The sequence below is a fragment of the Variovorax sp. GW823-FHT04B03 genome (genome assembly GCF_058796495.1).
The window spans coordinates 1,682,013-1,705,539 of sequence record NZ_JBXAIT010000001.1 but is presented as its reverse complement, the minus strand read 5'-3'; the positions used below and the strand labels follow the sequence as shown (position 1 = coordinate 1,705,539).

The window sequence follows — 23,527 nt, the reverse complement described above, 5'->3', positions numbered from 1 at the left end:
AGCGCGCCCTCCCCCCGCAGGCGCCGCTCAGCCCGCCTGCGAAATCACCGTGCGCTCGACCAGCCGGTCGTCGCCCAGCACGATCATCGCGAACAGCAGCTCTTCGAGGTTGTTGGCCAGCGAGGTCTTGCGCGCCAGCAGCGGCGTGGCGGACGGGTTCAGCACCAGGAAGTCGGCCTCGCAGCCCGGCTGCAGGTTGCCGACCACGCCGTCGAGCCCCAGCGAGCGCGCCGCGCCGCCGGTGTGGTGCCACCACAGCCGCGAGGGCGCGATGCTCAGGCCGGTCTTGGTCTGGCCCTCACGGCCCACGTAGTACGCGGCCAGCATGGTGTGGAAGGGGCTGAAGCTGGTGCCGCCGCCCACGTCGCTGGCCAGGCCGTACGGTTGTTCGAGGCGGTCGGCCGCGCCGAAGTCGAAGAAGCCGCTGCCCAGGAACAGGTTGCTCGTGGGGCTCACGGCGGCGGCCGTCTTGGTCTCGTGCATGAGCGCACGGTCGGTGTCGTCCAGGTAGATGCAGTGGGCGTACACGGCGCGCTCACGCAGCAGGCCGAAGTCGGCGTACACGTCCAGGTAGGAGCGCGACTTGGGGTACAGCTCGCGCGCCCACTTCACCTCGTCGCGGTTCTCGGCCACGTGCGACTGGATCCAGGTGTCGCCGTACTTCGCGGCCAGCTCGCCGGCGCCGCGCATCTGCGCGTCGGTGCTGGTGGGCGCAAAGCGCGGCGTGATGGCGTAGCCCAGGCGATCGACGTTGTGCCACTTGCGGATCAGCGCCTCGGTGTCGACCAGGCTCTGCTCGGTGTCGTCGCGCACGCCGTCGGGCGAGTTGCGGTCCTGCAGCACCTTGCCGGTGATCATGCGCAGCTGGCGGCGCTGCGCGCTCTCGAAGAAGGCGTCGACCGAGGCGACGTGCGAGGTCGCGAAGGTCAGCGAGGTGGTCACGCCGTTGCGCAGCAGCTCGTCGAAGAACACGTCGGCCACCACGCGCGAATGGGCGGGGTCGGCGAACTTGGCTTCCGCGGGGAAGGTGTAGTTCTCGAGCCAGGGCAGCAGGCCGGCGGCGGGCGCGCCGATGATGTCGGTCTGCGGGTAATGCACGTGCATGTCCACGAAGCCCGGCGCCAGGATGCGGCCCGGCAGGTGGGTGGTGTGGGCGCCGGCATGGCGCTGCGACACGTCGGCATGGCTGCCGGCGTCGAGCACGCGCTGGCGGCCGGTGCTGTCGGGGGCGACGACCAGCAGGCCGTCCTCGTCGAAGACAGGCAGGCCGGCGGCGTCGAATCGCAGGAGGGAGGCGCGGTAGGCTTTTTTCATCGTGGATGCGGAGGGTAATCCAGCCCCGGACGGCGGGAATTGCCCTGCGCGTATGAGTGCTATACGCGCAACGCTCTCTTCAGGCGGGACAAAAGGCCGCGCTCAGCGCGTCGCCCGCCCCTGCACGCCCTCGGCCAGCCAGTTCATCTGCAGGATCTGTTCGTCGCTCAGCTGCGCGCCCTTGGCGATCGCGACGCGGCCTTCGTTGTCGCGCACGTCGGCCGCCACCGCGCGGAACGGCTGCAGCTTGCCGGCCGCGATATCCTTCTGCCGCGCCAGCACCTCGTCCTGCACGGCCTTGGGCACCTTCGTGCCGAAGTCGCCGACGCGGATCATTCCTTCCTTCACGCCGCCCCAGAGGTTGCCGCTCTTCCAGGTGCCGTCGAGCACGGCCTTCGCGCGCTGCGTGTAGTAGCCCCCCCACTGGTGCGTGACCGCGACGATCTGCGCGTCGGGCGCGATCTTGCGCATGTCGGAGTGGTAGGCCACGGCCATCTTGCCGCGCTCCTGCGCGGCGGCCATCACGGCGGTGGAGCCGGTGTGAAAGGCGAGCACGTCGGCGTTCTGGTTGAACAGCGCCATCGCCGCGTCGCGCTCCTTCGGCGGATCGAACCACTCGTTGAGCCACACCACGATCACCTTGGCCTTCGGGTTCACCGAGCGCATGCCGAGCGTGAAGGCGTTGATGCCCTGCAGCACCTCGGGAATCGGGAAGCCCGCGACGTACCCGGCCACGTTCGTCTTCGTCATGCGCCCGGCCGCGATGCCCGCGAGGTAGCGGCCTTCGTAGTAGCGGGCGTTGGCGGTGGCGACGTTGGGCGCGGTCTTGTAGCCGGTGATCGACTCGAACTTCACGCCGGGGAAGTCCTTCGCGACCTTCAGCGTCGGCTCCATGTAGCCGAAGCTGGGCGTGAAGATCAGCTGGCTGCCCTGCTGCGCGAGGTCGCGGATCACGCGCTCGGCGTCGGCGCCCTCGGGCACGTTCTCGACGAAGACGGTGTTCACGCGGGGGCCCAGCGCGGCCTCGACGGCCTTGCGGCCTTCTTCATGCTGGCGCACCCAGCCGGCATCGGTGACCGGCGTGACGTAGACAAAGCCGATCTTCAGCGCGTCCTTGGCCAGGGGCGGCTTCGGCGGTGCGGTCTGTGAAAAGGCAGGGGATAAAAAACAGGCGGTCACCCACGCCAGAACGGCGCGGCCCGCGAGGTTTTTGTACATGGTGTTCCTCTACATGGCCCCGGAAAAGCAAAACCCCGCAGCAGGCCGGGACGCCCTGCTGCGGGGTGGAGATTTTAAGCGCCGGGGCTCAGCGAGCCCTGCTCGCCGCCCACAGCCACGCAGGCACAGGTGTCATGCCCGCGCCGCCGCATCCGCCCCGTTCGCCCGGTAGCGCGCCGCCGGAGCCGTGCTCGACAACCGGCCCGACATCGCACGCCGCGCCGCATCGAACGCATCCCACTCGGCCAGATCAGGCAACGCCGGAATCGTGACCTGCTCGCCCTGATCGAGCCCCGCAAGGGCGGCATCGACCATGTCCTGCGCCGTCATCACGATCTCCTTGGGCAGGTGCGCCATCGGCACGCCCGCGACGCCCCAGAACTCGGTGGCCGTCGCACCGGGCAGCACCGCCTGCACGCGCACGCCTTTGTCCTTCAGCTCGTGCTGCAGCGACTGGCTCAGCGCCAGCACGAAGGCCTTGGTGCCGCCGTACACGCCGTTGAGCGTCTCGGGCGAGATCGCCACGATGGAGGCGATGTTCACCAGCGTGCCGGCACCGCGTTCGACGAAACCCGGCACGGCCGCGTAGGTGAGCCGCGTGAGCGCGCTCACATTGAGCTCGATCATGTCCTCCATCTTGTCGATGTCCGAGCCGAGCAGCGGTGCGGCGGCGCCGAAGCCGGCGTTGTTCACCAGCAGGGTGATGTCGCCGCGCGTGCGCAGCACGGCTTCCACGGACGCGATGTCCTTCCGGTCGGACAGGTCGGCCGGGAGAACCTCGACCTTGCGCCCGGTCTCGTCCGAGAGCTTCGCGGCCAGCGCGGCGAGGCGTTCGCGGTTGCGCGCCACCAGGATCAGGTCGAAGCCGCGCCGCGCGAGACGGTCCGCGTACACGGCGCCGATGCCCGACGACGCGCCGGTGATGAGGGCCGTGCCCTTGTTCGGATTTGCTTGGGTTGCAGTCATGGAGTTTCCTTCGTCGCCACGGGTGTGTGGCCGTAAGGAGAAGTCTCTTCCTGCAAGGCGATGGCGTAAATGTCATATAAGCCACCTTTCAGGACATGCGCTGCTCAAGCCGTCGCAGCCTCCCGACGGGCCACGCGGCGCACGCTCTGCGGCGGATGCCCCAGCGTGCGCAGGAAGGCGCGGCGCATGCGCTCGGGGTCGCCGAAGCCCGTTTCGCGCGCGACCACGCCGAGCGCGAGGCTGCCTTCGTCGATCAGCGCGCGTGCCGCCTCCACGCGCAGGTTCTCGACCGCATGCGCCGGCGACTGCCCGGTCTCGGCCTTGAAGGCGCGACTGAACTGGCGCGGGCTGAGGTGCGCGACCTCGGCCAGTTCTTCCACCGACAGCGTCTCGCGCAGGTTGGCGCGCGCATGCACCAGCGCCTTCTGGATGCGGTCGGACTTGGGTGCCAGCTCGAGCAGCGCGGAATGCTGCGACTGCCCACCCGCGCGGCGGTGGTACACGACCAGCTTCCTCGCCGCGAACCGTGCCGCCTCCACGCCGAGGTCTTCCTCCACCAGTGCCAGCACGAGGTCGATGCCCGCCGTCATGCCGGCCGAGGTCCACACCGGCCCGTCGTTGATGAAGATGCGGTCGGGCTGCACCTTGACGGCGGGATGGCGCTTCTGCAGTTCGCCCGCAAAGGACCAGTGCGTGGTCGCCCGGCGTCCGTCGAGCAGGCCCGCGTCCGCCAGCCCGAAGGCGCCGGTGCAGATGCTGGTCACGCGGCGCGCGTTGCGCAGCCCCGCACGCAGGAAGCGGCACATCTTCTCGGACGTGGGCGCGATGAAGAGCGCGCCGCTCATCACCAGCGTGTCGAACTTCCCCGTGCCGAAGCGCTTGCTGTCGGTGACCACGCCCGACGAGCTGGTCACGGGGCCGCCCTCTTCCGACAGCAGCTCGACCTGGTAGACCTGCTTGCCGGCATGGATGTTCGCGAGCTCGAACGCGGCAATGGCAGCGAGGTCAAGGATCTGGAAACCGGGGAAGACGAGCATGCCGATGCGTTTCATGGCCATGTCCTGAAAAGAGGGTTGTTCGAGGTAGCAGACGCAAGGCTAGACGAACCGGGTCCACCGCGCCAGCGGAAGGGATACGGCCCGCGCCCTTCCCGCGCGGCGATGGGTGTCCCCACCAATCGGCAAGCGCCAGCCCGCGCGGGTCGTCCCACAATGGGCGTTCCCCACCATGACCAACCCGACGACAACGACAACAGGCGCCCCTGCAGCCGAACCGGGCGCCCACGCACACTGGCAGCGCAACCTCGCCGTCTGCATGTTCGGCTCCTTCACGACCATCATCGCGATGACGCTGCTGCTGCCCTTCCTGCCGCTGTACGTCGAGCAGCTTGGCGTGAAGGACCACGCGGCCATCGTGCAGTGGTCGGGCGCGGCCTATGGCGCCACGTTCCTGAGCGCCGCGCTGGTCGCGCCGCTGTGGGGCCGGCTGGCCGACCGCTACGGGCGCAAGCCGATGCTGATCCGCGCAAGCCTCGGCATGGCGGTGGCGATGGCGCTGATCGGCCTGGCGGCCAACGTGTGGCAGCTCGTGGGCCTGCGGCTGCTGGCGGGGCTGCTCGGCGGGTACGCCTCGGGCTCGATGGTGCTGGTCGCCACGCAGACGCCCAAGGACCGCACCGGCTGGGCCCTGGGCACGATGTCGTCGGCCATCATGGCGGGCAACCTCGTGGGGCCGCTGGTGGGCGGGGTGCTGCCGCCGCTGGTCGGCATCCGCAACACCTTCTTCGCGGCGGGCGCGATGATCTTCGTCGCCTTTCTCGCGACGGCCTTTCTCATCCGTGAAGAGAAGAAGGCGCCTTCCGCAGCGAAGCAGCACGGCGCCTCCGACGACATCGGCTGGGCCGCCGTGCCCGACAAGCGCCCGCTGGTCGCGATGCTCTTCACCGGCATGCTGCTGATGCTCGCGAACATGTCGATCGAGCCGATCATCACGGTCTACGTCGCCACGCTGCTGGACGACCCGCAGCGCGTGACGATGATGGCCGGCCTCGTGATGTCGGCCGCCGCACTCGGCAGCATCCTCTCGGCCTCGCGGCTGGGCAAGCTGGCCGACCGCGTGGGGCACTGGAACGTGATCGTCGGCTGTCTTGCAGTGTCGGCGCTGCTGCTGATTCCGCAGGCCTTCGTCACGGCGGGCTGGCAGCTGGTGGTGCTGCGCTTCCTGATGGGGCTGTCGCTCGGCGGGCTGCTGCCGTGCATTGCCAGCGTGATCCGCCACAACGTACCCGAGCGCGTGGCCGGCAACATGCTGGGCTACTCGACGTCGGCGCAGTACGCGGGCCAGGTGGCGGGCCCGCTGCTGGGCGGCTTCGTGGGCGGGCACATCGGCATGCGCGCGGTGTTCCTCGGCACCTGCGTGCTCATGGCCGCAGGCGCCGGGTGGAACTGGCTCGCGCAGCGCGCGGCCGCGTCGTCTGCTATTCGCTGACGACCGCGCTGCGGTAGGCCGCGTCGCCCTTGATCTCCGCTTCGGAGAACGGCACCTTCAGCCACTGCCCCGCGCTGTAGGCCCGGGTGTAGTCGGCGTTGTGTGCCGAGGCCGGGTCGTCCGACAGCGAGAACGTCAGGAAGGTGTGGGCCTCCACGCCGCCTTCAGGGAAGCGCACGATGTGCATGTAGCTGTTGCCGTTCGGGTTGATGTCCATCGTGTAGCCGCCCTTGTCGAGCCGGTTCTCGGAGCAGGCGATGGTGAAGTAGCCCGGGCCGCCGCAGCCGCCGTACAGCGGGATCTTCTGGCCGCTGCGCGTGGCGAACAGGTAATCGCCGCGCGCCGCGTTCTCGGCGAAGCCGCTGGCCTGCACGCGCGCCACCGCGGCGGCGAAGGCCTGCTGCAGCGCGGGCGCGGCGTCAGGCTTCAGGTCGCGCGGGGTACGGACCGGGTCGGCCGGGTTGAAGGCCACGCTGTACAGGTCGGCCGCCGGAATGCGCGAGGCGCGGTTCCAGAACTCGTCCCACACATGCGCGCCGCGCGCGCCCGCAACGCCGGTGCCGTTCCAGTCCTGCAGCGCGCTGCAGGCGGCCGTGACGTCGATGTCGCGGCCGATGGCCTCGCTGGTCAGCGGATCGGTGGCGACGTTGATGGTGGCCTTCGCGCACACCAGCGGCAGCGCCTGCATCTTGAAGAGCTCGGCCGTCAGCGCGCGGCTGTCCAGCACCATGCGCTTCACGGTGTCGGGCGTGGCACCCCGCGCGCCGTGGCTGTCGGTGCCATTGATGCGGCCTTGCGCGAGCAGGTGGCCCAGGCGCGTGCGGAAGGTCACGGGGTCGGTGCCGGCCGGTCCCATGATCTCCGGGAAGCCGGTGAGCGGCGCCTTCGGATTCGCCAGCCAATAGCTGTCGTTCATGTTGGCCACGTAGTCGTCGCGCAGCAGGCTGGGCATGCGGGCGGCGCCCAGCGCGCCCTTTTGCGCCGAGTCGGGGTCGGTCTGCCAGTCGCAGGCGCTGCGCGAGCCGTCGAGCACCGGCACGCGGGCCAGCGCCGGCACGGCTTGCAACGCCCCGCCGACCGGGCTCTTGCTCGAACAGGTCGCCACCTGGTCCACCGACACGTTGGGCACCGCACCGATGTCGGCATACCAGGCCTTGGCGCTGCCCCGGCCCACGGCCACGGTGTTGACCCACGGAATGGCCGCTTCTTCGCGCTGGATGGCGATGAACTCGTCGAGCGACTTCGCCTGGCTCCAGCGCAGCCAGTTGCGGAAGGTGCGGAAGTTCTGATCGTTGATGTCGCGCATCGCGTAGGCCATGGTGGTGGTCCACGGCGGCAGCTTGTCGCTGAGGTACTGCAGGTTGATGATCGGCCCGTACTCGGACTTGTAGAGCGTGCGCGTCACCGGCACCACGCTGCCGTCGGCCTGCTTCACCTGCACGGTGATCTCGCGCGCCTGCATCTTCACCGCGTTGCCGTCGCGCATGTAGCTGGTGGCGTCGCCCGAGGCCAGCTGCAGTTCGTAGAAGCCGAAGCGCTTGGCGGTCGAGACCGTGTGGCTCCACGCGATGTTGTCGTTGAAGCCGATCAGCGTCACCGGAATGCCCAGGAACGAAGTGCCGCTCACGTTGAGCTTGCCCGGAATGGTGAGCTGCGCCTGGTAGAAGCGGTCAGGCCCGCGCCAGTACCAGTGCGGGTTGCCGAACAGCAGCGGGCTCGCGTCGCCGGTGGCGGCGGTGCCGAAGCCGATCATGTTGCTGCCCACGCCCTCTTCGCCGCCGACCTGCAAGGGCACGGCGAGATCGCGTGCGGCGAGCTGCAGCGGCGGCGCTTTCTTCTTGCTGTTACTGGTGCTGCGTGCCGCGACCTTCGTCGGCGCCGCGGGCACGGGCGGGGTCGCGTTCGCGATGTGCGCCAGGAAGTTGCTGTAGCCGCCCGCCAGGTTGGTCGCGTACATGCGGCGGTAGATGTCCTCGGCGGTGATCGGCTTCACCCAGGCTTTGGTGCGGCACGCCGCGTGCGCGCTGCCACCGGCCTTCGCGTCGCGCAGGTAGCGGTTGTAGCCCGCGGCAAAACCTTCCACCAGTCGCTGCATGTAATCGGCCTGGGCATTTGTCATCTGCTGCAGCACATCGGGCGAGATGACGTGGCGGTGGAAGAAGTCGGAGTCGATGTTCTTCGGCAGGCCGATGGTGCTGCCGGCCACGAGCTTCGCGTCGGCACCGAAGTACTGCGAGCGCTCGCCGCGGTAGGTGAGGAACGAGTCGGCCATGGTGCACAGGTTGTCCTCGGCCTGCGCGTAGCCGTAGCCGTAGCCCAGGTCGGGCCAGTCGGCGGCCTTGATGTGCGGCACGCCCATCGTGGTGCGGCGGATCTCGGCCTTGTAGGCGTTGTTCTCTGCGGGTGGATTGCCGCCCGTGCCGGGGAAGAAGGGAAAGCTGCTGCTGCCACCGCCTCCGCCGCCACCGCAGGCGGTCAGTGCGGCTGCGGCCACGAGCGCAAGCCAGAGTGATCGCGGCGTTGCGCCGCGCAGGAAAGTCCGAGGTCTCATGCTGTCTCCAGTTGGATGGGCGCTCTCTTGACGGAGCACCGCACAGCTTAGGCACGCCGGCGTGCCGGGGCTTGAACGCAGCCGCTGTCCTGCGCCGCGCCTGGAGACCTTCGAAGGCGCCTCAGTGCGCGAGCCCGCGCCCCCACGCGTGCGAGGCCTGCTCGTCGGCCGTCACGCGCACCTGGTTCGACAGGAAGGACGGCGACAGGCCGAAGTAGCGCTGGAAGGTGCGGCTCATGTGCGCCGCGTCGGTGAAGCCGCTGACCAGCGCCACGTCGGTCAGCGGGCGGCGCGCGGTGAACTGCTGCACCGTGCGGCGCACCTTGGTCCACAGCGCATAGCGCTTGATCGACACGCCCACCTGCTGCGCGAACAAATGCGTGAGCCGGTCGGGCGAGAGAAAGGCCAGCGCCGACAGCTCGCGCAGCGGGATCTGCCCCGCATGCGTGCGGATGGCCTGCAGCACGCGCTCGATGCGCGGGTCGATGGCGGCCTCGATCTCGGGGCACTCGGTGATCGCGGTGACCAGCCTGGAGCTCAGCAGCTGCAGGCGCCGGTCGGACAGCGCGCCGTGCTGCGCCGGTTCGAAGTCGTCGCGCGCGCGGCCGAAGCGGCGCGCGTCGAGCGGCTGGATGCCGTGGCCGCCCAGGTGCCGCGAGAGCATGCGGTAGGCGCTGGAGGCCGGGTCGAGGTTGAGCGACAGCAGTCCGCAGCCGTCGACATCGAGCCGGCGCGACACGTGCGGCCCCACCAGCGCGGCGGTGCAGCGCACGCGCGTGCCGTCGACCGCCTCCAGCGTGAAGGGATGGCCGCTCACCGACGCCAGCAGCGTGGCCGACGAACGCGCCGTGAGCCCCGACTGGATCGCCGGCGTGATGTAGAGGAACCTGTCGTCCCACAGGTGCAGGGAGTTGTGCCGCGTGGTGGTCATGCCGTCTCGCTTGGGTCTTGTCTCTTGTACTTGTCTCCAGCGGCGGATTCTCACGCATCGCGGCGGCGGCCCGCGCAAGGGCCTGCGCTCAGCGGGGTTGCACGGTCTCGAGCTGCAGATGCTGGCGCACGGCCTCCAGCAGCAGCGTGGCCAGCCGGCTCGCCGGCGCTTCGGCGCGGGCCTGCGCGCGGTACAGCACGAGCGAGATCTGCGGCAGCGCGGGCAGCGAGAGCACCGCGCGGTCGAGCGCGCGCACATGCGCAGGCAAGCCGAACGGCGTGCGCACGGTCAGGCCCAGCCCGGCCGAGGTCGCGGCCCACAGCGCCGCCAGGCTGGCGCTGCCGAAGGCGCGGCGCCACGGCAGGCCGGCGCGGTCGAGCGCGGTGATGACGATCTCGCGCAGCGGGCACGGGGCGTCCAGCATGATGAGCGGCAGCGGCTCCTTGCTCTTCACGGCGCGAACGCCCGCGCGGTGCTCGCGCTCGGTCCACCAGGGCGCATCGACGCGCTCGGGCGCCGTGGGGCCGATCCACAGCAGCGGCATCCGCGCCACGCGCTCGGCATGCGGCGACAGCGGCTGGTCGCCCGCGTCCCATGCCAGGGCCAGGTCGAGCTGGCCCAGCTCGAGCCGCTCGCGCAGCTCGCCGCTGCGCGCCACGCAGGCCTCGATGCGCACCTTGGGATGGGCGCGCGCGAAGCGGCCGAGCACGGCCGGCAGCAGCGTCTCGCCGAAGTCTTCCTGCAGGCCCAGCCGCACCCAGCCCTGCAGGTCGGCGCCGCGCAGGGCGGCGCTGGCTTCGTCGTTGAGCTCGAGCATGCGGTGCGCGTAGGCCAGCAGCGTCTCGCCGGCATCGGTGAGCGCCAGGCCGCGGCCCTCCTTGCGGAACAGCACGGTGCCGGCCTGCGACTCCAGCTTCTTGAGCTGCGCGCTCACGGCCGAGGTCGAGCGGCCCAGCTTGTCGGCCGCGCGCGCGTAGCTGCCGAGCGCCATGCCGGTGGAGAAGGTGCGCAGCACGTCGAGATCGAACATCACCTGGGTCATCGCGGGTCCTTGCATGAGGCTTTTCGATCATCCTGAATTTCAGGACGATCCGCTCATTATTTTCTGATTTTCAAAACATTTTCAGCGGCGGACACTGCGCTGCAACATGACCCAATCGCCCTCCTCCCCTCCGTTGTCGCCCCGCCATCGCTGGAAGGTGCTCGCCGCCGGCGTGGCCGCCAACGCGGCCTTCTCGGTCGCCTTCAGCGGCATTCCCATGACCGCCGTGCTCATGCGCACCGGCTACCAGCTCGACAACGCCGCGCTCGGCCTGGTGCTCGGCCTCATGGGCCTGGGCATCGCCGTGAGCGAGCTGCCCTGGGGCCTGCTGACCGACCGCTGGGGCGACCGCCCCGTGCTGCTGGCCGGGCTGGGCAGCACGGCGATCGCGCTGGTGGCGATGGCGCTGTGGGCCGCGCCGGGCGCCGGCCATGTGCCGGGCCTCGGCGTGCTCGGCGCGGGGCTGCTGCTGGTGGGCCTGCTCGGCGGCAGCGTGAACGGCGCCAGCGGGCGCGCGGTGATGACCTGGTTCGACGCCAGCGAGCGCGGCCTCGCCATGAGCATCCGCCAGACCGCCGTGCCGATGGGCGGCGGCATCGGCGCGCTGGTGCTGCCCTTCGTGGCGCTGCACTTCGGCTTTGCCGCGCTGTACGGCCTGCTGGCGCTGCTGTGCACGCTGAGCGCGGCGATGAGCTGGGCCTGGGTGCACGAGCCGCCCGTGGCGCCCCGTCACGCGAACGTGGAAGCGCCGGCGCCGAAGACCGGCCCGCTGCGCGATGTGCGCGTGTGGCGCATCGTGGCCGGCATCGGCATCCTGTGCGCGCCGCAGTTCGCGGTGCTGTCCTTCGGCACGGTGTTCCTGCACGACTTCGGCCACGTGGGCCTGGGCACGATCACCGCCGCCATGGTCTTCGTGCAGGTCGGCGCGATGGCGATGCGCGTGTGGAGCGGCCGCTGGACCGACCGCCGCCGCAACCGCCCGGCCTACCTGCGCGCCTGCAGCGCACTCAGCGTGCTGCTGTTCGCGGGCCTGGCCGCGCTGGTGATGACGGCGGGCACCGAGGCGCCCTCCACACCGCTGCGGCTGGCGCTGATCGCGCTGCTGGCCGTGAGCGGCGTGTGCGTGTCGGCCTGGCACGGCGTGGCGTACACCGAGCTGGCCACGCTGGCCGGCGCGGCGCGCGCCGGCACCGCGCTGGGCATGGCGAACACCAGCGTGTTCCTCGTGTGCTTCGTCACGCCCTTCTCGATTCCGCACCTGCTGGCACTGCAGGGCTGGCCGGTCGTGTGGCTGGCGGCCAGCGCCTGCGCGCTGGTGGCGATGCCGCTGCTCGTGCCGCGCCGCGACGCCGGTCCCGGCGCCTGCGCGGCCGAGCTGGCTCAGAAGGTCGCGAAGACGGCGTTGAGCCGGTCGACGTAGGCGCGCTTGGCCGCCGCGTCGATGAAGCTGCCCTCGAAGCTGTTGGCCGCGAGCTGCCAGGCCTGCTGCACGCCCAGGCCGGTCGCGGCGAAGGTCTGCGTGAAGTTCTGGTTCATGTAGCCGCCGAAGTAGGCCGGGTCGTCCGAGTTGACGGTGGCGACCAGCCCCGCCTCGAGCAGCGCGCCCAGGTTGTGCTGCGACAGGTCGGGGAACACGCACAGCTTGAGGTTCGACAGCGGGCACACGGTGAGCGGAATGCGGTCTTGCGCCAGCCGCTTCATCAGCGCCGGGTCCTTGGCGCTCTGCACGCCGTGGTCGACGCGCTCGACCTTCAGCACGTCGAGCGCACTCCACACATAGGCCGGCGGGCCTTCTTCGCCCGCGTGCGCGACGAGATGGAAGCCCAGCTCGCGGCAGCGTGCGAACACGCGCGCGAACTTCTCGGGCGGGTGGCCGACCTCGCTCGAGTCGAGCCCCACGCCGATGAACTTGTCGCGGTACGGCAGCGCCTGCTCCAGCGTCTCGAAGGCCTCTTCCTCGCTCAGGTGGCGCAGGAAGCACAGGATGAGCGAGGCGCTCACGCCCAGCTTCGGCAGCGCATCGACGCAGGCGCGGTGCAGGCCGTTGACCACCGTTTCCATGGCCACGCCGCGCGCCGTGTGCGTCTGCGGGTCGAAGAACATCTCGGTGTGCACCACGTGGTCGGCCGCGGCGCGCTCCATGTAGGCCCAGGCCATGTCGTAGAAGTCCTGCTCTTTCAGCAGCACGCTGGCGCCGGCGTAGTAGATGTCGAGAAAGGTCTGCAGGTTGGTGAAGGCGTAGGCCTTGCGCAGCTCTTCCACGCTGGCATACGGGATCGAGACACCGTTTCGCTGCGCGAGCGCGAAGATCAGCTCGGGCTCGAGCGAGCCTTCGATGTGCATGTGCAGCTCGGCCTTGGGCATGGCGCGCAGCAGCTCGGGCAGGCGTTCGGCGGGGATGCGCTGCGCGAAGCTGGGGTCGAAGAGGGGGCGGCTGGAATCGGTCATGGGGCGTGGGAAATCGACGTTGTGATCGCGCACAGCATAAGGGCAGACACCCTGCGCGGCATCCCCGAAAACGTATACGCTGCCAGCCCCATTTCCCCCAAACTGATCTGGGTCAAATCGGGCCATGGCGGATGCGCTAGGCTTGGACCCCGGCAGGCCCGGCATCGGGCGTGTTCCCTCCAATCCGCGCGCAGCGTGCATTCGTGCCCCTGGCGCCGTCCTTGATCGACTCGCATGACCCTACAAAACGCCTTCACCCGCGAAGACCTGCTGCGCTGCAGCCGCGGCGAACTGTTCGGCCCCGGCAACGCCCAGCTGCCCGCCCCGAACATGCTGATGGTGGACCGCATCACCCACATCAGCGCCGAGGGCGGTACCTACGGCAAGGGCGAGCTCACGGCCGAACTCGACATCACGCCCGACCTGTGGTTTTTCGCCTGCCACTTCGAGGGCGACCCGGTGATGCCGGGCTGCCTGGGCCTGGACGCCATGTGGCAGCTGGTGGGCTTCTTCCTCGGCTGGCAGGGCCTGCCGGGCCGTGGCCGGGCCCTGGGCTCGGGTGAAGTGAAGTTCACGGGCCAGGTCCTGCCGACCGCCAAGCTCGTCACCTACAGCATCCAGATCAAGCGCGTGCTCAAGGGCAAGCTGAACCTGGCCATCGCTGACGGCTCGGTGAGCGTCGACGGCCGCCAGATCTACACCGCCGAGGGCCTGCGGGTCGGCGTGTTCACTTCCACCGACAACTTCTGAGGGTTTCGCCATGCGACGCGTCGTCATCACCGGTCTGGGCATCGTTTCGTGCCTGGGCAACGACAAGGAGACCGTCTCCGCCAACCTGCGTGCCAGCCGCCCCGGCATCCGGTTCCAGCCGGCCTACGCCGAAATGGGCCTGCGCAGCCAGGTAGCCGGCTCCATCGACCTTCCCCTCGAAGACCTCATCGACCGCAAGCTCTACCGCTTCGTCGGCCACGCGGCGGCCTACGCCTACCTGGCCATGAAGGACGCCATTGCCGATGCCGGCCTGACCGAGGAGCAGGTGTCGAACCCGCGCACCGGCCTTATCGCCGGCTCGGGCGGCGCCTCCACGCTGAACCAGATGGAAGCGCTCGACCTGCTGCGCGAAAAGGGCGTCAAGCGTGTCGGCCCCTACCGCGTGACGCGGACCATGAGCAGCACCGTGTCGGCCTGCCTGGCCACGCCCTTCAAGATCAAGGGCCTGAACTACTCCATCGCCTCGGCCTGCGCCACCAGCGCGCACTGCATCGGCAACGCCATGGAGCAGATCCAGATGGGCAAACAGGACATCGTGTTCGCCGGCGGCGGTGAGGAAGAACACTGGACCCAGTCGTTCCTGTTCGACGCCATGGGCGCGCTGTCCACCAAGTACAACGACAGCCCCGAGAAGGCCTCGCGTGCCTACGACGCCGAGCGCGACGGCTTCGTCATCGCCGGCGGCGGCGGCATGGTCGTGGTCGAGTCGCTCGACCACGCACTGGCGCGCGGCGCAAAAATCTACGCCGAGATCGTCGGCTATGGCGCCACCTCCGACGGCTACGACATGGTCGCGCCCAGCGGCGAAGGCGCCGTGCGCTGCATGCAGATGGCGCTGTCGACCGTCGACACGCCCATCGACTACCTGAACACCCACGGCACCTCGACGCCCGTCGGCGACGTCATGGAAATGAAGGGCGTGCGCGAAGTCTTCGGCGACAAGGCGCCGGCCATCAGCTCCACCAAGAGCCTGTCGGGCCACTCGCTGGGCGCCGCCGGCGTGCACGAGGCGATCTACTGCCTGCTGATGATGGAAGGCAACTTCATGGCCGGCTCGGCCAACATCGAGGCGCTCGACCCCGAAGTGGCCGACATGCCGATCCTCACCGCGACGCGCGAGAACGCCACCGTCGACACCGTGATGAGCAACAGCTTCGGCTTCGGCGGCACCAACGCCACGCTGGTGCTCAAGCGCTGGCAAGGCGCGTAGCCCGGCCACCTGCCGGCCCCGTCGCGCCCGCGACGACGAGCCCGCAGGCGCTTCGCTAGACTGGGTTTTCCGTTCTTCCATCCATCCACCGCGCGAGGAGACCCATGGCGATCGACACCCTTTCCACCTGGCACCGGCTCGTCAAGACACGCGACGTGGCGGGGCTCGACGCCCTGCTGGCCGACGACGCCGTCTTCCTATCGCCCGTGGTGCACCGGCCGCAGGTCGGCAAGGCCATCACGAAGCAGTACCTCGCCGCGGCCTTCCAGGTCTTCTTCAACGAGAGCTTCCGCTACGTGCGCGAACTCCAGGGCCCGACCGATGCCGTGCTCGAGTTCGAACTCGAGCTGGACGGCATCGCCATCAACGGCGTGGACATGATGAAGTGGAACGCCGAAGGCCGGATCACCGAGTTCAAGGTGATGCTGCGCCCGCTGAAGGCGGTGAACCTGATCCACCAGAAGATGGCGGCGCAGCTGCAGGCGGCTGCGCAGCAATAAGCGCGCTCAGGGGCAGGCCAGTTCCGTCCTGGCCACGGCACACAGCCGGGCCTTCTCGGCCGCAGGCAACGTGAGCCCCGGCATCAGCCCGTCCAGCCGCAGCACCGCCGGGTAGAGGCGCGTGTCCTGCGGGTTCTTGCGGTAGGCGCGCAGCACCAGTTGCTGGCTTTCCTTGCCGCAATGCTGGCGCTGTTGGCGCGCCACTTCCTTGTCGTGCGCCGACCCGTCGCCGTTGAATTCGCCGGCGAAGTGAAAGCACATTTCCGCATCGTCCACAGCCTTGCGCAGGCGCTGCTCTTCCTTCGAGAACGTCGGCGGTGCGGCGAACGACAACGACACGGCCAGCAGTGCCGCGCCTGCCGCCATGACCCTCTGCAGCTTCATGGTGTGAATCCCTTTCCTGAATGAAAAAGGGCCGTCCACAGACGACCCTTTTCGTGGCAATCGCCGAAGCGATCGATCAATGATTACTTCTTGTCGCCGCCCGGCACCTTGCCTTCCACGCCCTTGACGTAGAAGTTCACGCCCGACAGGAACTTGTCGTCGGCGACCGCGTCCTTGGCGATCAGCTCCTTGCCGTCCTGACCGACGATCGGGCCCTTCCAGATCGAGAAGCTGCCGTCCTTCAGGCCCTTCTTGATTTCCTCGACCTTGGCCTTGGCTTCGGCGGGCACGTCTTCGGCGATCGAGACGATGTCGATCGCGCCTTCCTTCACGCCCCACCAGGTCTGGCCGGTGGCCCACTTGCCGTCCAGCGCGTCCTGCGTGGTCTTGATGTAGTACGGCGCCCAGTTGATGATGGCCGAGCCCAGGTGGGCCTTCGGGCCGTAGGCGGTCATGTCGGAGTCCCAGCCGAAGGCGCGCTTGCCCTTTTCTTGGGCGGTCTTGAGCACGGCCGGCGAGTCGGTGTTCTGGAACAGCACGTCGGCGCCGCCGTTGATGAGGGCGGTGGCGGCTTCGGTTTCCTTCGGCGGGCTGAACCACTCGTTCACCCACACGACCTTGGTCGTGATCTTCGGGTTGACCGACTGCGCACCCAGCGTGAAGCTGTTGATGTTGCGCAGCACTTCAGGAATCGGCACCGAGCCGACCACGCCCAGCGTGTTGCTCTTGGTCATCGAGCCGGCGATCACGCCGGCCATGTACGCACCTTCGTAGGTGCGGCTGTCGTAGGTGCGCATGTTCTCGGCGGTCTTGTAGCCGGTGGCATGCTCGAACTTCACGTCCTTGCTGTCGTTGGCGACCTTGAGCATGGGCTCCATGTAGCCGAAGGTGGTGCCGAAGATCAGCTTGTTGCCCTGGCCCACGAAGTCGCGGAACACGCGCTCGGCGTCGGCCGACTCGGGCACGCTTTCGACAAAAGTGGTCTTGATCTTGTCGCCGAATTCCTTCTCGAGCGCCTTGCGGGCGTTGTCGTGCGCGAAGGACCAGCCGCCGTCGCCCACGGGACCGACATAGGCGAATGCGATGTTCAGCGGGGCCGCCGGTGCGGGAGCCGGTGCGGCCGCGGGGGCCGGCGCCGGCGATGCTGCGGGGGCGGCCGCCTCTTCCTTCTTGCCGCAGCCGATGAGGGCCGCCGAAGCCACCGCGGTGAGGGCGGCGAGCTTGAGAAGGGAACGCTTGTTCAGATCATTCATTGTCGAAATCCTCGGAAGAAAAGGACGGGTTGGCAAAAAAACGAGAACGCGATTATGAGCCGGGGTAGAACGGTTTCCCCATCGATGCCGGCATGTTGATGCGGATGAAGGCAGGGTTGCGCGAGATCAGCGCCAGCACCACGATCGGCGCGATGTACTGGGCCATGCTGAGGAACTGCGAGGGCACGTCGACGCCGCTGCTCTGCAGGTGAAAACCGAGCATCGAGACGCCGCCGAACAGGTAGGCGCCGAGCAGCACGCGGACCGGACGCCAGGTGGCGAAGGTGGTCAGCGCCAGCGCGATCCAGCCGCGGCCGGCGACCATGCCCTCGACCCACAGCGGCGTGTACACGGTCGACAGGTACGCGCCTGCCAGCCCGCACAGCGCACCGCCCGCGATCACCGCCAGGAAGCGGATGCGCCGCACCGGGTAGCCCAGCGCATGCGCCGACTCGGGCGACTCGCCCACCGAGCGCAGCACGAGGCCGGCGCGGGTGCGGTACAGGAACCAGATGAGCCCGATGGTCAGCAGCACGGCCACGTACACCATCGGGTGGTGCCGGAACAGCGCCGGGCCGGCCAGCGGAATGTCGGCCAGCACGGGAATGGCGAAGGGCGTGCTCTCGGGCAGCTTGGCCTGCACGAAGCTGATGCCCGCGAAGGCCGAGAAGCCGACGCCGAACAGGCTCAGCGCCAGCCCCGTCGCGTACTGGTTGGTGTTGAGCCAGATCACGAGCACGCCGAAGAAGGCCGCGAGCAAGGCACCGGCCGCCATGCCGGCCAGAAAGCCGAGCCACGGGTTGTGCGTGATGACCACCGTCGCGAAGCCCGCGATGGCGGCGCACAGCATCATGCCCTCGGCGCCGAGGTTGACGACGCCGGCCTTCTCGTTGATCAACAGGCCCAGCGCCGCGATGGCGAGCACGGTGCCCGCGCTCAGGGTCGAGCCCAGCAGAAGTGCGTAGCTTTCCATGGTTCAGAGACCCCCTTCGGTGGCACGCGTGGTCGGCGCAACGGGCGCGGTCGGCGCGGTGATCGGCGTGCTGACCTGCAGCGAGCTTGTGGTCAGCGTCGCCGCCTTGGCGCCGGCCTTGCGGCGGATGCGGTAGGCGATGAGCGTGTCGCAGGCCAGCAGCGTGAACAGCAGCAGGCCCTGGAACACACCGGTGAGCGACTTGGGCAGGCCCAGGCGCGACTGCGCGAGTTCGCCGCCGATGTAGAACATGCTCATCAGGATGGCCGAAAAGATCATGCCCACCGGGTGCAGCCGCCCGACGAAGGCCACGATGATGGCCGCGAAGCCGTAGCCCGCCGGCACGTACGGCGTGAGCTGGCCGATGGGGCCCGCCACTTCGAGCGCGCCCGCCAGGCCGGCCGCGCCGCCCGAGGTGAGCAGCGCGATCCACACCGCGCGGCGTGCCGAGAAACCGGCATAGCGCGCCGCCGCGGGCGCCAGCCCGCCGACCTGCTGCGCGAAGCCCGCGCGCGTGCGGAACAAGAACACCCACAGCGCGCCCGCGCCGACCAGCGCGATGATCAGCCCGATCGACACGCGCGAGCCCTTCATGAGGCGCGGGATTTGCGTCACCGCCTCGAAGGTCTTGGTCTGCGGGAAGTTGTAGCCCTGCGGATCTTTCCAGGGGCCGAAGACCAGGTAGCTCAGCATCAGCGTGGCCACGTAGACCAGCATCAGGCTCACGAGGATTTCGTTGGCGTTGAACTTGTCGCGCAGGAACGCGACGATGCCCGCCCACACCATGCCCCCCAGGATGCCCGCCAGCAGGATGGCCACGACGATCCAGCTGCCGGTGCTCTTGTCGGCCAAGAGCGCCACGCCGCCCGCCGCGATGGCGCCGCAGACGAACTGCCCTTCGGCGCCGATGTTCCAGACGTTGGAGCGAAAGCACACGGCCAGGCCGAGCGCAATGATGAGCAGCGGCGTGGCCTTGACCATCAGCTCGCCGATGGCGTAGCCGCTCTTGATCGGTTCGTAGAAGAACACCTGCAGGCCCTTGACCGGGTCCTTGCCCAGCGCGGCGAACAGCGCCACGCCGATGAGCACGGTGATCAAGAGCGCCAGGATCGGCGAGCCATAGCTCCAGAAGCGCGACAGCTCCGGGCGGGGTTCAAGCTTGAGCATGCGCGCCCTCCTTCTTGTTGTTCTGGTGGGGCTGTGCCTGCGGCCACAGGCCGCTCATCCACTCGCCGATCTGCGGCAGCGTGGCCGCCGCGCGGTCGATCGAGGGCGACAGCCGCCCCTTGGCGATCACGTGCAGCCGGTCGCAGATGTTGAACAGCTCGTCCAGCTCCTCGCTGATCACGAGCACGGCGCAGCCGGCGTCGCGCAGCGCCAGGATCTCGGCGTGGATGAGCGCGGCCGCGCCCACGTCCACGCCCCAGGTCGGCTGCGAGACGATGAAGAGCTTGGGGTTGGCGTCGATCTCGCGACCGACGATGAATTTCTGCAGGTTGCCGCCCGACAGCGAGCGCGCCGCCGCGCCCGGGCCGCCGGCCTTCACCTTGAAGCGATCGATGATGGAACGCGCCTGCTTGTCGAGCTCGGCGGTGCGGATCCAGCCGCCCTTGCCCACCGCATTGCTGCGCGTGAGCAGCAGGTTGTGCGCCAGGCCCAGCGTGGGCACGGCGCCGCGCCCCAGCCGCTCCTCGGGCACGAAATGCAGGCCCAGCGCACGCCGCGCACGCGGGCGCAGCCGGCCGGCCGGCTGGTCGAACACGCGCACCATGGCGGGCTCGGCGCGCACGTCTTCGCCCGAGAGCGTGTACAGCAGTTCCTTCTGGCCGTTGCCCGAGACGCCAGCGATGCCCACGACCTCGCCCGCGCGCACGTCGAAGGAGATGCCGTCCAGGTCGACGCCGAACTGGTCTTCGCGCGCCAGCTTCAGGCCCTGCACGCGCAGCGCCACCGCGCCGGCGTGCAGCGGGCGGTGCTGCAGCGGCGGCGGCTCGCTGCCGATCATCAGGCGCGAGAGCGACTCGGTGCTCTCGTTGCGCGGGTTGCACACGCCCGTGACCTTGCCGCCGCGCAGCACGGTGCAGGCGGTGCACAGCTCCTGGATCTCGTGCAGCTTGTGGCTGATGTACAGGATGCTGCAGCCTTCCGAGGCCAGCTTGTTCAGCACGCCGAACAGGCGGATCACGGCCTGCGGCGTGAGCACCGAGGTCGGCTCGTCCAGGATCAGCAGCTTGGGGTTGGTGAGCAGCGCGCGGATGATCTCCACCCGCTGCATCTCGCCCACCGACAGCGTGTGCACGGGGCGCGAGGGGTCGATGTCCAGCCCGTACTCGCTGGCCTTGGCCGTGATGCTGCGGGCCACCTCGGCCAGCGCGAGCGACTTGTCCAGGCCCAGCCAGACGTTCTCGGCCACGGTGAGCGTGTCGAACAGGCTGAAGTGCTGGAACACCATGCTGATGCCCAGTGCGCGCGCCTGCTGCGGGTTGCGCAGGTTCACCGCCTGGCCGTCGAAGGTGACGGTGCCTTCGTCGGGCTTGACCGAGCCGTAGATGATCTTCATCAGGGTCGATTTGCCCGCGCCGTTCTCTCCGAGCACGGCATGGATTTCGCCGGGCTGCACGGCCAGGGAGATGTCGCTGTTGGCCACCACCGCGGGGTACCGCTTGGTGATGTGCGCCAGCTGGAGTCTGGGGGTTGTCATGCCGGGTTTCGTGGGTTTGTCTCGTTCAACATCAACAAGCGGGGACAGCTATAAGTTTAATAGCGTCCCCGCGACCATCGGCGCCCGACGGCGCGTCCCTCAGAGGTTGGGAGGCGCTTCGGCGTGGCCGAGCAGCCCCCGCAAACGGGCCCAATCAAGGCGCAAAGCGCAGCCATAGCGAGGGCTATGGCGAGCATTTGCAACGCAGAGTGGGCGCGTTTGCGGGGGATGAGCGGTCATGCCGAAGTGCCTCTCAATCTCTTAGTGCCCGCCGATGTAGGCGAACTTGAACAGGAAGATCGCCGCGATCACCCACACCATCGCATGCACTTCCCGTGCCCGGCCCGTGCACAGCTTGAGCACGGCGTAGGTGATGAAGCCGAAGGCCAGGCCGTTGGCGATCGAGTAGGTGAAGGGCATGGCCAGCGCGGTGACGGCCGCCGGGATCACCTCGGTGGTGTCTTCCCAGTCGAGTTCGACCAGGTCGCGCAGCATCAGGCAGCCCACGAAGAGCAGCGCCGGTGCGGTGGCGTAGGCCGGCACCGAGCCCGCCAGCGGCGAGATCATCAGGCAGGCCAGGAACAGCACCGCCACCACCACGGCCGTGAGGCCGGTGCGGCCACCGGCTTGCACGCCGGCCGCGCTTTCCACGTAGGCCGTGGTGCTCGAGGTGCCCAGCAGCGAGCCCGCGAAGATCGCGCCGCTGTCGGCCAGGAGCGCCTTGTTCATGCGTTCCATCTTGCCCGGCACCAGCAGGCCCGCGCGCTTGGCCACGCCCATCAGCGTGCCGGTGGCGTCGAACATCTCGACCAGGAAGAACACCAGCACCACGTTCAGGATGCCGCCCTTGAGCGCGCTCAGGATGTCCAGCTGCATGAAGGTGGGCGCGATGGACGGCGGCGCGTCGAACACGCCGTGGAACTTGTTGCCGCCGAAGAAGAACGACAGCACCGTCACCGTGAGGATGCCGATCAGGATGGCGCCGCGCACCTTGAGCCGGTCGAGCGCCACGATCATGAGGAAGCCGATGGTCGCCAGGATCACGGGGGCCGAGTGCAGGTCGCCCAGCGTGACGAAGGTGGCCGGCGAAGCCGCGACCACGCCCGCGCTCTTGAGCGCGATGAGCGCCAGGAACATGCCGATGCCCACGGTGATCGCCGTTCGCAAGGACTGCGGTATGCCCGCGATGAACAGCTCCCGCAACCCGGTGACCGTCACGATCAGGAACAGGCAGCCCGAGATGAACACCGCGCCCAGCGCGGTCTGCCACGTGTAGCCCATGCCGAGCACGACCACGTAGGCGAAGTAGGCGTTCAGGCCCATGCCCGGCGCCATGGCGATCGGGTAGTTGGCGTACAGGCCCATGATCAGCGTGCCGATGGCTGCGATCAGGCAGGTGGCGACGAAGACCGCGCCCTTGGGCATGCCCGCGTCCCCGAGGATCGAGGGGTTCACGAAGATGATGTAGGCCATCGTCAGGAAGGTGGTCAGCCCTGCGATGACTTCGGTGCGCACGGTGGTGTTGTGCTCGGTCAGCTTGAAAAAGCGTTCCAGCAGACCGGCGTTGGCCGGTGCGGTGGCCGCACGCAACGGCGCCGCCTCGGTGGCCCCGGCGGCCCGGGGAGTGGTGGCCTTGGGCACCTCTTCATACCTGTTCATTTCGCTTGTCTCCAGCTGTTGTATGTGGCGGTTCGTTCATCGTTGCCTCGGTCGCGACGCCGGCGCGACGGAGGGCTCAGGGAGGATCGGAAAGCGGCTCAGCCGGCAGGGCTCGGGCAGTGGCGGGCGCGGCATCGGAGCCGGGCCGCAGCGACGCCGCCACGCCCTTGATGCATTCGCGCAGCCAGCGCGCGGAGCTCGACGAATGCGTGCGTTCGTGCCAGAGCTGGTAGTACATGAGGCGCGGCAAGGCAGCCGGGCACTCGAGGATCTTCACGGGCAGCCGTGCGGCAAAGCGCTCGCAGTACTGGCGCCCGGTGGTCAGCACCAGCAGGCTGGAGGCCACCATGTCCGGGATGAGGCTGAAGTGCGCGCAGCGCGCCGTGATGTTGCGCTGCCGGCCCAGCTCGTCGAGCATCTGGTCGATGATGCCGCGCCCGCCCGGGTGCATGGGCGTGGGCGCGATGTGCTCGGCCGCCAGCCAGGTCTCCAGGTCCCACCCGCGCCGCACGGCCGGATGGTCCTGGTTGACCAGCGACACCACCTCGTCGCCGAAGAGGCGCGCCATGTGCAGGTCTTCCGGCGGCTTGAGCCAGTTGCCGATCACCAGGTCGACCTGCCCGAGCGCCAGGTGCCCGTGGTAGTCCGAATCGGGCGAGAGCGCATGGATCTCGATCTGGCACAGCGGCGCCTCGCGTTTGACCTGCGCCACCAGCATCGGCAGGAACAGCGGGTCCATGTAGTCGCTGGCCGCGATGCGGAAGGTCGTGGCCGCCGACTGCGGCTCGAAACCCCGCGCATCCGAGAACAGCATCTCGGCCGCCCGAAGAATGCTGGCCGCGGGCTCGATCATGCGCAGCCCCGCGTCGGTGGGCACCATGCCCGAACCCGAGCGCACCAGCAGCGGGTCGCCCGACAGCTCGCGCAGGCGCTTCAGCGCGGCCGAGACGGCCGGCTGGTACATGCCCAGGCGGATGGCGGCGCGCGAGACGCTGCGGTCGGTCAGCACGGTATGAAGCACCCGAATCAGATGAAGGTCGATCTTGTCGAAAAGCGCCTGGTCTCTCATGGCTGTTCACACCTTTCTTGTCTGTGCGAACAGTTATACAGCGCAGCATT

At 68.9% G+C, this 23,527-nt stretch carries 20 protein-coding genes; 5 read left to right on the top strand and 15 right to left on the bottom strand.

Annotated elements, in window-relative coordinates; genetic code table 11:
• Positions 1-27 precede the first annotated feature (27 nt).
• The 4 genes from guaD to AC1RAD_RS07935 all read right to left on the bottom strand — a co-directional run bounded on the left by guaD (position 28) and on the right by AC1RAD_RS07935 (position 4,550).
• Positions 28-1,314, bottom strand: a complete 1,287-nt coding sequence (gene guaD / locus AC1RAD_RS07950) for a guanine deaminase (RefSeq protein WP_492734426.1) — start codon at positions 1,312-1,314, stop codon at positions 28-30.
• A gap of 102 nt (positions 1,315-1,416) precedes the next feature.
• Positions 1,417-2,532 carry a BMP family ABC transporter substrate-binding protein gene (locus tag AC1RAD_RS07945; RefSeq protein ID WP_492734425.1) on the bottom strand — a complete coding sequence of 372 codons (1,116 nt, stop codon included), beginning with the start codon at positions 2,530-2,532 and terminating at the stop codon, positions 1,417-1,419.
• Positions 2,533-2,664: 132 nt separating this feature from the next.
• Complete coding sequence (locus AC1RAD_RS07940; protein WP_492734424.1) at positions 2,665-3,498, bottom strand: SDR family NAD(P)-dependent oxidoreductase; 834 nt, start codon at positions 3,496-3,498, stop codon at positions 2,665-2,667.
• Between the two features lie 104 nt (positions 3,499-3,602).
• Positions 3,603-4,550, bottom strand: a complete 948-nt coding sequence (locus AC1RAD_RS07935) for a GlxA family transcriptional regulator (RefSeq protein ID WP_492734423.1) — start codon at positions 4,548-4,550, stop codon at positions 3,603-3,605.
• A gap of 175 nt (positions 4,551-4,725) precedes the next feature.
• On the opposite strand from AC1RAD_RS07935, the gene AC1RAD_RS07930 reads away from it, so the two are divergent.
• On the top strand, positions 4,726-5,985 hold the full coding sequence (locus AC1RAD_RS07930) for an MFS transporter (protein WP_492734422.1): 1,260 nt from the start codon (positions 4,726-4,728) through the stop codon (positions 5,983-5,985).
• Here AC1RAD_RS07930 and AC1RAD_RS07925 read toward each other — a convergent pair.
• The 3 genes from AC1RAD_RS07925 to AC1RAD_RS07915 form a co-directional block, all read right to left on the bottom strand.
• Positions 5,975-8,536, bottom strand: a complete 2,562-nt coding sequence (locus AC1RAD_RS07925) for a penicillin acylase family protein (RefSeq protein ID WP_492734421.1) — start codon at positions 8,534-8,536, stop codon at positions 5,975-5,977. The genes AC1RAD_RS07930 and AC1RAD_RS07925 overlap by 11 nt on opposite strands.
• A 121-nt stretch (positions 8,537-8,657) precedes the next feature.
• Positions 8,658-9,467 (bottom strand): helix-turn-helix domain-containing protein, encoded by an 810-nt coding sequence (locus tag AC1RAD_RS07920; protein ID WP_492734419.1) that lies wholly within the window; start codon positions 9,465-9,467, stop codon positions 8,658-8,660.
• A gap of 88 nt (positions 9,468-9,555) precedes the next feature.
• Positions 9,556-10,509: a LysR substrate-binding domain-containing protein gene (locus AC1RAD_RS07915; protein WP_307637305.1), complete on the bottom strand. Its 954-nt coding sequence runs from the start codon at positions 10,507-10,509 to the stop codon at positions 9,556-9,558.
• A gap of 106 nt (positions 10,510-10,615) precedes the next feature.
• Between AC1RAD_RS07915 and AC1RAD_RS07910 the strand changes: the two genes are divergently transcribed.
• Entirely contained in the window at positions 10,616-11,929 is a 1,314-nt protein-coding gene (locus AC1RAD_RS07910) for an MFS transporter (RefSeq protein WP_492734418.1), read from the top strand.
• On the opposite strand, the gene AC1RAD_RS07905 is transcribed toward AC1RAD_RS07910, so the two are convergent.
• Positions 11,890-12,957 (bottom strand): adenosine deaminase, encoded by a 1,068-nt coding sequence (locus AC1RAD_RS07905; protein ID WP_492734417.1) that lies wholly within the window; start codon positions 12,955-12,957, stop codon positions 11,890-11,892. The two genes, AC1RAD_RS07910 and AC1RAD_RS07905, sit on opposite strands and share 40 nt — an antisense overlap.
• A 234-nt stretch (positions 12,958-13,191) precedes the next feature.
• Here AC1RAD_RS07905 and fabA point away from each other — a divergent pair, with 234 nt between their 5' ends.
• The 3 genes from fabA (at position 13,192) to AC1RAD_RS07890 (ending at position 15,438) form a co-directional block, all read left to right on the top strand.
• Positions 13,192-13,707 carry a 3-hydroxyacyl-[acyl-carrier-protein] dehydratase FabA gene (fabA, locus tag AC1RAD_RS07900; protein ID WP_056574156.1) on the top strand — a complete coding sequence of 172 codons (516 nt, stop codon included), beginning with the start codon at positions 13,192-13,194 and terminating at the stop codon, positions 13,705-13,707.
• Positions 13,708-13,717: 10 nt separating this feature from the next.
• Positions 13,718-14,938, top strand: coding sequence for a beta-ketoacyl-ACP synthase I (gene fabB, locus AC1RAD_RS07895; protein WP_492734416.1), 1,221 nt, complete (start codon positions 13,718-13,720; stop codon positions 14,936-14,938).
• 104 nt (positions 14,939-15,042) lie between these two features.
• Positions 15,043-15,438, top strand: coding sequence for a nuclear transport factor 2 family protein (locus tag AC1RAD_RS07890; RefSeq protein WP_492729063.1), 396 nt, complete (start codon positions 15,043-15,045; stop codon positions 15,436-15,438).
• A 6-nt stretch (positions 15,439-15,444) separates the two neighbouring features.
• Here AC1RAD_RS07890 and AC1RAD_RS07885 read toward each other — a convergent pair whose 3' ends face one another.
• The 7 genes from AC1RAD_RS07885 to AC1RAD_RS07855 form a co-directional block, all read right to left on the bottom strand.
• On the bottom strand, positions 15,445-15,822 hold the full coding sequence (locus AC1RAD_RS07885) for a hypothetical protein (RefSeq protein WP_492734414.1): 378 nt from the start codon (positions 15,820-15,822) through the stop codon (positions 15,445-15,447).
• 83 nt (positions 15,823-15,905) lie between these two features.
• A complete protein-coding gene (locus AC1RAD_RS07880) occupies positions 15,906-17,075 on the bottom strand; it encodes a BMP family ABC transporter substrate-binding protein (protein WP_062477516.1) in 1,170 nt (389 codons plus the stop codon).
• Positions 17,076-17,127: 52 nt separating this feature from the next.
• Positions 17,128-18,048 carry an ABC transporter permease gene (locus AC1RAD_RS07875; RefSeq protein ID WP_062477512.1) on the bottom strand — a complete coding sequence of 307 codons (921 nt, stop codon included), beginning with the start codon at positions 18,046-18,048 and terminating at the stop codon, positions 17,128-17,130.
• Between the two features lie 3 nt (positions 18,049-18,051).
• Entirely contained in the window at positions 18,052-19,215 is a 1,164-nt protein-coding gene (locus AC1RAD_RS07870) for an ABC transporter permease (protein ID WP_492734413.1), read from the bottom strand.
• Entirely contained in the window at positions 19,202-20,749 is a 1,548-nt protein-coding gene (locus tag AC1RAD_RS07865; RefSeq protein WP_095744201.1) for an ABC transporter ATP-binding protein, read from the bottom strand. The genes AC1RAD_RS07870 and AC1RAD_RS07865 overlap by 14 nt, the downstream gene beginning before the upstream one ends.
• 261 nt (positions 20,750-21,010) lie before the next feature.
• Entirely contained in the window at positions 21,011-22,408 is a 1,398-nt protein-coding gene (locus AC1RAD_RS07860; protein ID WP_062477503.1) for an NCS2 family permease, read from the bottom strand.
• 76 nt (positions 22,409-22,484) lie between these two features.
• On the bottom strand, positions 22,485-23,477 hold the full coding sequence (locus AC1RAD_RS07855) for a LysR family transcriptional regulator (RefSeq protein WP_492734412.1): 993 nt from the start codon (positions 23,475-23,477) through the stop codon (positions 22,485-22,487).
• Between the last annotated feature and the right edge of the window lie 50 nt (positions 23,478-23,527).